Origin of the sequence: Streptomyces sp. NPDC059895, assembly GCF_042731035.1 — a bacterium.
GTDB lineage: Bacteria > Actinomycetota > Actinomycetes > Streptomycetales > Streptomycetaceae > Streptomyces.
Window position 1 is genome coordinate 115,520 of the sequence record NZ_JBHWKO010000024.1, and the last position, 11,582, is coordinate 127,101.

The 11,582-nt window shown below is 74.0% G+C and carries 3 protein-coding genes; all 3 read right to left on the reverse strand.

All coding sequences use genetic code 11. The annotated features are described in order from the left end of the window. Positions 1-52: 52 nt before the first annotated feature. Positions 53-274, reverse strand: coding sequence for a ferredoxin (locus ACFV9M_RS25640; protein WP_385066084.1), 222 nt, complete (start codon positions 272-274; stop codon positions 53-55). Positions 275-477: 203 nt separating this feature from the next. Then, positions 478-1,644: a cytochrome P450 gene (locus ACFV9M_RS25645; RefSeq protein ID WP_385066086.1), complete on the reverse strand. Its 1,167-nt coding sequence runs from the start codon at positions 1,642-1,644 to the stop codon at positions 478-480. Between the two features lie 57 nt (positions 1,645-1,701). Next, on the reverse strand, positions 1,702-11,325 hold the full coding sequence (locus tag ACFV9M_RS25650) for an amino acid adenylation domain-containing protein (protein ID WP_385066089.1): 9,624 nt from the start codon (positions 11,323-11,325) through the stop codon (positions 1,702-1,704). Positions 11,326-11,582: the final 257 nt, after the last annotated feature.

Consider the following 11,582-nt stretch of genomic DNA (forward strand, 5'->3'; position numbering starts at 1 on the left):
CTACGGGGCACCCGGTCACACCGGGGTTGCAACGGGCGCCCCACGCGACCGTTCAGTCAGCCCGGTCCCTGGCGGCCCTCCCCTGCGCGTCGAGCGCCACCAGCGCGATGGCACCGGCGGGGCAGCGGGCCGCGGCCGCACGCAGCGCCGGCAGCGCCTCCAAAGGCGCCTCGCCAACGCGGGGCAGCCCCAGGCCGTCCTCCTCCGACTGGTCGAAGAACCTCGGCTCGAACAGCGCGCACACCCCGGTGCCCGCGCAGCTGTCGCGATCCACCCGGATCCCGACCCTTGCCGGGTGTCTGTCCGCGCCTTCCACCGGCCTCACCACGTGCGTGTCCACGCCTTCCACCGGCCCCGCCGAGGGCCCGTCCACGCCCTCCACCGGCCCCGCCGAGGGCCCGTCCACGCCCTCCACCGGCCCCGCCGCGGGTCCGTCCGCGTCCTCCACCGGCCTCACCCCCGCGCCCTCCACCCGCCTCACCAGGCGACCGGAAGCGTCTCGACGCCGAACTGCGGGGCGAGCAGCCGGAACCGCAGTTCCTCCACCCCGGCGCCGAGCCGGAGGCCGGGGAACCGCTCCAGCAGCCCGGCGAAGGAGATGCGCATCTGCACCCGCGCCAGTGCCGCGCCCAGGCAGAAGTGGACGCCGTGGCCCAGGGCCAGATGATTGGCGGGCTCCTCCCGGGCGATGTCCAGCGCGTCCGCGGCCCCGTCGCCGTACGGGCAGCGGTTCGCGGCGAGCACCGAGCACGACACCACCTCGCCGGCCTTGATCACCTCGCCGGCGATCGCCACGTCCACCAGCGCCGTGCGCGGCGAGACGACCGCCACCACCGATACGTAGCGCAGCAGCTCCTCCACCGCCCGGTCCATCAGCTCGGGCCGCTCCCGCAGCAGGGCCAGCTGCTCGGGGTGGAGCAGCAGCGCCAGGGCGCCCAGGGCGATCGCCTCCGCGGTGTTCTCGATCGAGCCGTTGGCAATGCCCTCGCAGAGTCCGGCCAGTTCCTCGTCCGTCACCCCGTCCCCGTGCTCCCGGATCAGCGTCCCGACCAGACCCTCGCCCGGATTGCGGCGCTGATCCGCGACCAGCCGCTCGAAGTGCCGGAAGTACGCCGTCGCCGCCGGCTTCCGGCGGGCGCTGTGTCCGGCGGCGCGGTAGTCGCTCAGCCGGGACAGCTCGGACAGGTCGTCCCGGGGCAGGCCGAGTATCTCGGCGAGGACCAGGCCGGACACGGGCCGGGCGAAGTGCCGCATCAGGTCGGCCGGTTGTCCCGCCCGCTCCAGCACGTCCAGGCGGTCCGCGACGATCCGCTCCATCATCGGCTCCAGCCGCCGCATCTGCCGCACCGTGAACATGGGCGCCACCAGCCGCCGCAGCCGGCTGTGCTCGGGCGCGTCGATGTGCAGCAGACTCCCCTCGTGCTGATCGAGCTTGCGGCCGCCGGGCTCCGGGGGCGGCACGTTGGAGAACCGCTCGGAGTCACCGAGGATCTGGCGCACCACCTCACGGCCGGTGGCGATCCAGCCGGGCATTCCCCCGGGCGCCTTGGAGAGCGGCGCCCGCGCGCTGATCTCCAGGAGCTCCGGCACCGGGTCGAGCAGGCTCCGGCGCTTGTCGACCTGGAGTTCGGACGGCTGCGTCATGCGAGTTCCGCCTTTCTGATGGGTCTGACGTGTCTGGCGTAGGCAGGTCGGGCGCAGTCAGGCCCGACCGGGCGTGCGCTGCTCCTCCAGCCGTTCCGTGACCGCGCGGCCGATGGCCTCGGCGCTCTCGGCCCACAGCAGCCCTATGTGGTCGGCGGGAACCTCGATCCCCTCGACGCGGCCGGCGACGTACTGCTCCCAGGTCGTGCGTTTCTCGTCGATGGACGTCTGGGCCAGCCCGCCCTCGGTGGCCAGTACCAGCAGCACGTCACCGCCGAAGCGCCGGGGGGTGTGATTCCGCTCCAGCCGGATCATGTGCTGCTTCGTCTGCTCCATGCCGTGCGTGAACGCGTCGGCCATCGGCGCCCCCGCACCCCCGGCGCCGGTGAGCACCACGCGCCCCTCGCGGTCCACCCCGTCGCCGTCCTCCTCGTGCGTGCTCTCGGCCTCCCGGTGTCCGCCGGGGAAACCGTCCAGCAGCGTCAGCAGCGAGACCCGTTGGCCCTGCTCCTCCAGCGCGGTGGCGACGGCCTGGGCCAGCACCGCGCCGAAGGACCAGCCGAGCAGCCGGTACGGCCCCTCGGGCTGCACCGCCCGGATCCGTTCGACGTGGCCGGCCACCATCTCGTCCATGCTGCCCGGCAGCGCCCCGCGGTCGGCGAAGGCGGGCGTCTGCAGGCCGTAGACCGGCAGGTCCTCCGGCAGGTGCTGCAGGATGCCGGAGTAGCACCAGGCCAGACCCGTGCTGTGGTGCAGGCAGAACAGCGGCGGGCGGGAGCCCCCGGCGCGCAGCTCCAGAAGCGCGTCGAGGTCGTCGCGCCGGCGCCCGGCCCGCCGCGGCGCCGCCAGGTCGGCGCCGCCGTCCTCGGCTGCGCGCGGCTGCACCAGTCCGTCGGAGGTCCACGCCGCGCGCCGGCCGGTGCGCAGCATCAGGCCGCCGCCGGGTCCGAAGGGGTCGGCGACGAGACTGCCCGCGGTGCGGGCCGGCGCGCCGGCATAGGCGCGGGCCAGGGACGGACCCGCCACATACAGGTCACCGGCCACCCCGGCCGGGACCGGCCGCAGCCAGGCGTCGAGGACGTAGGCACGGGCGGTGCGCGGCAGCGGGACGGCGGCCGGCACAAGCCCACGGCCCAGCCGCTCCGCCCCGGTCCCTACGGCGGAGACCGCCCCGGTCCCTACGGCGGCGCCCGCCCCGGTCCCTACGGCGGCGCCCGCCCCAGTCCCTACGGCGGTCTCCGCCACGTCGACCGTGCGGCCCCCGTACAGCGCGGCCAGCACCCCGACGAGCAGCTCCGCGACGGGCGCGCCCGCGTCCAGACGGACCGCGTCACCGGCCGATCCCGGTGCCGGGGACGCCGCCTGGCGGTCGATGACACGACCGAGCAGGGACCGGTGATCCACCAGCTCGCCCACGGGGGTGCCGTCCGGTGCCTCCGCGGGGAGCACCACCGCCGGCTGGGACGGCAGCGGCGCCCGGACGGCGGGGGACCGGCGCAGCCGTCCGCCCCCGGCCCGGACCGCCTCCTCCACCCACAGCACCGGCACCGTCCGCTCCCCCGGCGCGGCGGTTACGGCACCGCCGGACCGGACGAGCGCGGCCGGGCGGTCACAGCCCAGCGCGGCGGCCGCCGCCAGCGGGCCCGCGGGGTCGTCCGGGTCCACGATCAGGCAGGCGGCACCGGACTTGAGCACCCCGAGCACGGCGACCACCCAGCCGGTGCCGGGCCGGGCCGCCACCACGACGACGCCGTCCGCGCCGACCCCGGAACGGTCCAGCCGCGCGGCGAGCCACCCCGCCGCCCGGTCCAGGACGCGCCGGGTGAGGAGGCCGTCCCGGTCCCGGACGGCCACGGCACGCGGGTCGCGGGCCGTCCACTCGGCGATCGCCGGGAGCACGGTGCCGTCCGGGACCCGGGCCGCGCCGCGGTTCCATTCCTCGGTCAGCCGCCGGAACTCCGAGGCGCCGAGCAGGATGTCGATCCGGCTCAGCGTCAGTCCGGGATCGACCGCCACCTGTCCGAGGACGTGGACGAGCCGCTTGGCGAGGCGGGCGGCGGTGGCCCGGTCGAACAGTTCCTCGGCGTAGTCCAGGGTGCCGTCGAGGCCGCCCGGGCCGCCGTCGTCCCGGTACCGGTCGGTCAGCCGGACCGACAGATCGAACCCGGACGCCGGAGCGGCGAGGTCGACCGTCGAGGCGTCCAGCCCCGGGAACGCCGGCACGTCCCACTTCTCCGCGGTGTCCTCACGGACGTCCAGGACGGCCTGGACGAGCGGGTGCGGGTCACCGGGCGTCTCGTCCGCCACCCCCAGGATCTCGGCGATGCGCGCGAACGGAACGTCCCCGTGCACCTCGGCCTCCCCCGCGGTCTCCCACACGCGGCCGAGCAGCTCCCGGAACGTCGGGTCGCCCGAGACGTCGGTGCGCAGGGGGAGCACCCCGGCGAACGGGCCCATGGCGGCCTCGAGTTCGCCCCCGGCCGGCGGCCGCTGCGTCACGGCGCCGACCGTCAGATCGGTGCCCGCGCCCATCCGGGCGAGGAGCATCGCCAGTCCGGCGTGGACGACGGCGGCGGAGGTCGCGCCGAGTGGTCTGGCCGCCTCCATCAGGCGGGCGTGCACCGCGGCCGGGATGTGCAGCGACACCGAGCGGACCCGGTGGCTCGGCCGCGCGGGCCGCGGGCGGTCCACGGGGAGCGCGGTGACGGACGGGGCGTCCGCCAGCACCTCCTTCCAGTAGGAGATCTGCCCGCCGACCACGCTCTCCTTCGCGCCATCAGCTGTCTCGGCCTCGGCCTCCGCCTCGGCCAGCAGTCTGTTCTGCCACACCGCGTAGTCGGCGAACTGCAGTGGCAGGGGCGCGCGTTCGGTGGCTCGGCCCTCCCGGCGCGCGCCGTACGCCACGGAGACATCGCGCACGAGGGCGTCCCGGGACGCGTCGTCGGCGCCGATCCGGTGCAGGACGAGGAGGAGGACGTGGTCGGTGTCGGAGAGCGCGAACAGGGTGGACGCCCAGGGCGTTTCGTTGCCGAGGTCGAAGCGGTGGTCGGCGCGGGCGGCCAGGACGGCGGGCAGCTCGTCCTCGGTCGCCGCGACGACCGGGAGGGCGGGGAGGGCCGCGGGGTCGTCGGCGTCCAGGATCCGCTGGACCAGTCCGCCGTCCGGGGTCTCGGCGAAGACCGTACGCAGGATGTCGTGCCGTGCCGCCACGTCCGCCAGGGCCGCCCGCAGCGCGTCACGGTCGAGCTCGCCGCGCAGGCGCAGGGCCACGGACGACTGCAGGGCCCGCGTCCGCGGATCGGCCGCGGCGCGCCGCCAGAGGAGCCGCTGCCCGGCCGTCGCCGGCGCCACACCGCCCTCGTGCTCCACGGCGACCACCGGGGGCCGCTCCTTCAGGGCCAGGATGCGCGCGGCGCCGATCGGTGTCGGCTTGCCGAAGAACTGCTTCATGTCGAGGTCGGCACCGAACTCCGACCGGATCCGGCCCGCGAGGTGCATCGCGAGCGCGGAGTTGCCGCCCAGGTCGAAGAAGTTTCCGTCGGCGGCCACCCGGTCGATGCCCAGAACCTCGGCGAACAGGGCGCAGAGCACCTCCTCCGTCTCGGTCCGGGGCCGGAGGCCGGCAGCGCCGTCGTCCAGGTCGGGGACGGGGAGGGCAGCATGATCGATCTTGCCGTTGACGGTGAGGGGCAGGGCGTCGAGGACCACGACGGCGGAGGGGACCATGTAGTCCGGCAGCCGGGTCGCGGCGAACTCGCGTACGTCCCCGGCGGCCAGGCCCTTCCCGTCCTCCGCGTCGGCCGGAAGGACGTAGCCGACCAGGCGCGGGTTGCCCGGCCGGTCCTCGCGGACCGTGGCGACGGCCGTCCTGACGTCCGGGTGCGCCGCGAGGACGGCCTCGACCTCGCCCAGCTCGACGCGAAAGCCGCGGATCTTCACCTGGGCGTCCGCACGTCCGACGAAGGCCAGGTTGCCGTCGCCGTCGGGCAGCCACCGGACCAGGTCGCCGGTGCGGTACATCCGCCCGCCGTCACCGAACGGGCAGGCCACGAACCGTTCCGCGGTCAGGTCCGGGCGGTTGACATAGCCGCGGGCCAGACCCGAACCGGCGATGTACAGCTCCCCGGTCACACCCGGAGGAACGGGCCGCAGGTACGCGTCCAGCACATAGGTGCGGACGTTGGGCAGCGGGCGGCCGACGGCCGGCGGCGCGTCCTCGCCGGTGATGCCCTCCTCCAGCAGTACGGCGGTGGTGATGACGGTGCCTTCGGTGGGCCCGTAGGTGTTCCACACCCGTGTGCCCGCACGCCACCTGGCGGCCAGGCCGGCCTCCAGCCGCTCCGCACCCAGCACCCAGTTCCCGATCCCCGGCACCGACTCCGGGTCCAGCGCGCGCAGCAGGGACGGCACCACACTCGCCACCTCGACCCCGGCCGCCTCGACCATGCGCGCGAGGGCCGCACCGTCCAGCCGCTCGTCGGGCGAGGTGATCGCCAGCGTGCCGCCCGCGGCGAGGGTCACGGCCACGTCCAGCACCGCCGCGTCGAAGCTGAAGGAGGCGAACTGCAAGGCCGTCACGCCCGCCTCGACACCGAGGACGGGACGCATCGCCGACGCCAGGTTCGCCACGGAGGCGTGCGCTACGGCCACACCCTTCGGACGACCGGTGGACCCGGATGTGTAGATGACGTAAGCCAGTTGATCGGCGGTGACGTACGGCAGCTCACCCGCGTCACTCCCCAACTCGTCGAGCAGAACCGTCTCGACGTCCGCGGACAAGCTCCCCGCGGTCTCCTCCGCCACCAACACCAGCTCGGCGCCACTGTCGGCCACCATGAACAGCAACCGGTCGGAGGGATACTCCGGATCCAGCGGAACGTACGCCCCACCGGCCTTCCACACCGCCAGCATGGCGACGACCATCTCCGCCCCGCGCGGCAGGCACAGCCCCACCCGCGACTCACGCCCCACACCCCGCCCCATCAACCCACGCGCCAGCGCGTCCGAGCGCGCGTCCACCTCCGCATACGACAGGGCACGCCCCCCGGACCACAGCGCCGCCGCCTCGGGCGTGCGCACCGCCCACCCGCGGAACCGCTCCAGCACCATCGACGCGTCCACGTCCCGCGCCGTGCCGTTCCACTCCTCCACGACCGCGGACCACTCGGCCCCGTCGAGCAGTTCGAGGTCGCTCAGCCGGACCCGGGGGTCGGCCGCGGCCTGCTCCAGCACCCGCGCCAGCCGCTCGGCCAGCCGACGGACGGTCCGTTCGTCGAACAGGTCGGCGGAGTAGAGGATCCCGCCGCCCAGACCGGCCGGAGTGCCGGCGTCGGAGCGGCGCTCGTTCAGCGACAGGGAGAGATCGAACCGGGCCGCGGGGGCCTGCGCGGGCGGGACCGCCTCGACGGCCAGGCCTTCGAGGTCCCACTGAGCCTCGGGCAGGTTCTGCAGCGCCAGCATCACCTGGAACAACGGGTTGCGGGCCGCGGAACGCGCCGGGTTCAGCTCGTCGACCAGCCGCTCGAACGGCACGTCCTGGTGCGCGTACGCCGACAGATCCGACTCCCGCACCCGCCGCAGTATCTCGGTGAACGACGGATCCCCCGCCAGGTCCGTCCGCAGCACCAGCGTGTTGACGAAGAACCCGGCCAGCTCCTCCAGTCGCGCGTCCGAGCGGCCGGCCACCGGCGTGCCGACGCAGACATCCGCCCCGGCCCCCATCCGGGCCAGCAGCACCACCAGGGCGGCATGCACCACCATGAACATGGTCGCCCCGCTCCGCGAGGCCAGTTCCGCCAGCCGGGCATGCGTCACCGCGTCCACCCCGACCGGCACCGATCCGCTGCGGAACGAGGGCGATGCCGGGCGCGGGCGGTCGAAGGGCAGCGCCGTCTCCTGCGGCGCCCCGGCCAGCGCCTGCTTCCAGTACCGGATCTGGCCGGACACCGCGCTGTCGGTGTCGTCCAGCTCGCCCAGCACTTCCCGCTGCCACAGCGCGTAGTCCGCGTACTGGACCGGGAGAGGCTCCCACTCCGGGGAGCGGCCGGCGGACCGAGACAGGTACGCCGTCCTGAGGTCCCTCGCCAGGACACCCATCGACCAGCCGTCGGAGGCGATGTGATGGGACACCAGCAGCAGGACCCACTCCTCCTCCGAAACCCTCAGGAGGCTGGTCCGCCAGGGCAGGTCGACCCGGACGTCGAAGCCGCGCCCGGTCTCCCGCGCCATCGCCTCGCGCCAGCGCTCGCCGGCCTCGATCGTCTGAAGCCGGGGGCGGCCTTCGGCCCCCTCACGGATCTCCTGGTACGGCACCCCCTCCACGTCGGGGAAGACCGTGCGCAGGCTCTCGTGCCGGTCCGCCACATCGCCCAGCGCCGCCTCCAGCGCCGCCACGTCCAGTCGGCCCGAGAGCCGCAGGGCGAACGGCTGGTTGTAGGCGGCAGCCCCCTCACCCTCGCCGTCGGCCCCTTCCAGCCGGTTGAGGAACCACATCCGCTGTTGCGCGTACGACAGCGGCACCCGCTCCGGACGCTCCCGGCGGCGCAGCACCGCGCCGCCGGCCGTCCCCGACCCGTCGACCAGACGCGCCACCCCGGCCGGCGTCGGATCCGCGAACACCTCGCGGACTCCGACCGACACCTCCAGCTCCGATCGCATCCGCGCGATCAGCCGCATCACCAGCAGCGAGTCGCCGCCCAGGTCGAAGAAGCTCTCCTCCGCCCCGACCTCCTCCCGCCCGAGCAGCCCCGCGAACAGGGCGCACAGCGCCTCCTCCGTGGGCGTCTCCGGGCCCCGGGAACCGCCCGGACCGAGATCGGGGGCGGGCAGGGCGGCGCGGTCGATCTTGCCGTTGACGGTCAGCGGAAAGGCGTCCAGGACGACGACCGCCGACGGGACCATGTACTCCGGCAGACGGGACGTGGCGAAAGCCCGTACGTCCTCGCCGTCCACATCCCCGACGACGTAGCCGATCAGACGGCCGTCCCGGACCACCACCGCGGCCCGGTCGGCCTGCGGGTGGGCGGCCAGGACGGTCTCGATCTCGCCGAGCTCCACGCGGAAGCCGCGGATCTTCACCTGCTCATCCGCACGCCCCACGAACTCCAGCCGCCCGTCCGCCGTCCAGCGGGCCAGGTCGCCGGTACGGTACATCCGCCCGTCGCCGTCGCCGAACGGGCATGCGACGAACCGTTCCGCCGTCAGGTCGGGACGGTTGATGTAGCCACGGGCCAGACCATCGCCCGCGATGTACAGCTCACCTGTCACCCCCGCGGGTACGGGCCGCAGGAAGACATCCAGCACGTAGGTTCGGACGTTGGGCAGCGGACGGCCGATGGCGGGTGGTGCGTCCTCGCCGGTGACCCCTTCTTCCAGCAGTACGGCGGTGGTGATGACGGTGGCTTCGGTGGGCCCATAGGTGTTCCACACCCTCGCGCCCGCACGCCACTTGGCCGCAAGGCCCGCCTCCAGCCGCTCCGCGCCCAAGACCCAGTTCCGCACCCCTGAAACGGTGTCGGGGTCCAGCACTCCCAGCAGCGACGGCACCACACTCGCCACCTCGACACCGGCCGCCTCGACCATCGCGGCAAGGGAGGACGCATCCTGCCTCTCGTCGGGCGAGGCGATCGCCAGCGTCCCGCCGGCGCCGAGGGTGACGGCCACGTCCAGCACCGCCGCGTCGAAGCTGAAGGAGGCGAACTGCAAGGCCGTCACGCCCGCCTCGACACCGAGTACGGGACGCATCGCCGACGCCAGGTTCGCCACGGAGGCGTGCGCTACGGCCACACCCTTCGGACGACCGGTGGACCCGGATGTGTAGATCACGTAAGCCAGTTGATCGGCGGTGACGTACGGCAGCTCACCCGCGTCACTCCCCAACTCGCCGAGCAGAACCGTCTCGACGTCCGCGGACAAGCTCCCCGCGGTCTCCTCCACCACCAGCACCAGCTCGGCACCACTGTCGGCGACCATGAACACCAGACGGTCGGAGGGATACTCCGGATCCAGCGGAACGTACGCCCCACCGGCCTTCCACACCGCCAGGATCGCGGTCACCATGTCGGCTCCGCGCGGCAGGCACAGCCCCACCCGCGACTCCCGACCCACACCCCGCGCCACCAACCCACGTGCCAGCGCGTCCGAGCGCGCGTCCACCTCCGCATACGACAGGGCACGCCCCCCGGACCACAGCGCCGCCGCCTCCGGCGTCCGCTCCGCCCACTTCCGGAACCGCTTCAGGACGATCGGCGCGTCCGCATCCCACGCGGTGGCGTTCCACTCCGCATCCCACGCGGTGGCGTTCCACTCCGCATCCCACGCGGTGGCGTTCCACTCCTCGACGACCGCGGACCGCTCCGCCTCGTCGAGGAGCTCGATCTCACTCAGCCGGAGCTCAGGGTCCGCCGCGAACTGCTTCAACACCCGGACCAGAGCGGCCAGTACCTTCTCGGCGCGGGCCCGGTCGAACAGGTCAGGACGGTAGTCGAGGTGCAGCTCCGTCCACTCTCCCGGTATGACGATCAGGCTGAGCGGATAGTGGCTGGCGTCCTGGGGGGCGCCGCCCGGGCCGATGACGAGTGCGTCAGGGTCGTACGGCGCCGGAGCGGCCGTATGCGGGTAGTTCTCATAGACGACGAGGGTGTCGAACTCGGCTCCGGCTCCCGCGAGTTGCTTGATCTCCGCCAGACCGAGGTACTGGTGGCCCATCAGACTCACCTGACGTGCCTGCAACCCGGACAGCAGACCGGCGACGGACAGCTCCCCGGACAGCTCGGCCCGCACCGGCAGCGTGTTGATGAACAGCCCGAGCATCGCCTCCGCACCCGGCAGATCCGCGGGACGCCCGGCGACCGTCGTCCCGAACACCACATCCCGGCGCCCGGACAGGCGGGCCAGCAGCAGGGCCCACGCCCCCTGCACCACCGTCGCCATGGTGACGCCGCCCCGGCGGGCCAGGTCGTTCAGGGCCCGCGTCAGCTCCGCATCGCACTCGCCGTGGACCGTCTCGGGTCGCAGCGGCACCCGGGCCGGGTCCGCCGGCGCCACCAGGGTCGGCTCGTCCGCCCCGGCCAGCTCCGCCCGCCACGCGGCGCGCGCCACCTCACGGTCCTGGCGTCCCAGCCAGGCCAGATAGTCGCGGTAGGACCGCACCGCGGGCAGCACCCGTGCGTCGCCGCCCGCCCGGTAGACCGCCTCCAGTTCGTTCACCAGGATCGGCAACGACCATCCGTCGAGCACGATGTGGTGGGTCGTCATGACCAGTCGGTGGCGCCGCTCGCCCAGGCGGAGCAACAGCAACCGCAGCAGCGGGCCCCGCGCGACATCGAAGCCGGTCGACAGGTCGGCCTCGGACAACCGGGCCGCCTCCGACTCGGCCTCGGCCTCCGACAGACCGCTCAGGTCGACCTCCCGCCACGGGAGGTCCACCTCCCGCGCGACGACCTGCACCGCCTCACCCGACTTGCGCCGGCGGAAGCCGGCCCGCAGGGCACCGTGGCGGGCTATCAGGCCCTCCCAGGAGCGGCGGAGACGGTCGACGTCGAGCGGTCCGTCGAGGGCCAGGGCCCGCTGGCCCGCGTACACGTCGGACGCCCCGTCCCCGAGGGACGCGTGGAACAGCAGCCCCTCCTGAAGCGGCGACAGCGGCCAGATGTCTTCGATGGCGGTCCGAGTCCGGGTCATCGCGTACGTCTCCTCACAGCGGATCACAGCTTCTGTTCAGCGGCACGGGCAGAGCGGGCAGCACGGGCAGAGAGCGGGCAGCACCGACAGAGCGGCAAGGCCCCGGGGGGCAGCGGTCGGCGGTTCAGTGGCCGGGAATCAGAGGTATTCGTCGGCGAACTCGGCTTCGAGGTCGTCGACTTCGTCCTGGTCGAGATCGAGGAGTGCGAAGTCGGACGGGGTGTGGCCGCCGGCCGTCGGGTCGGCGGTGTGGGCGG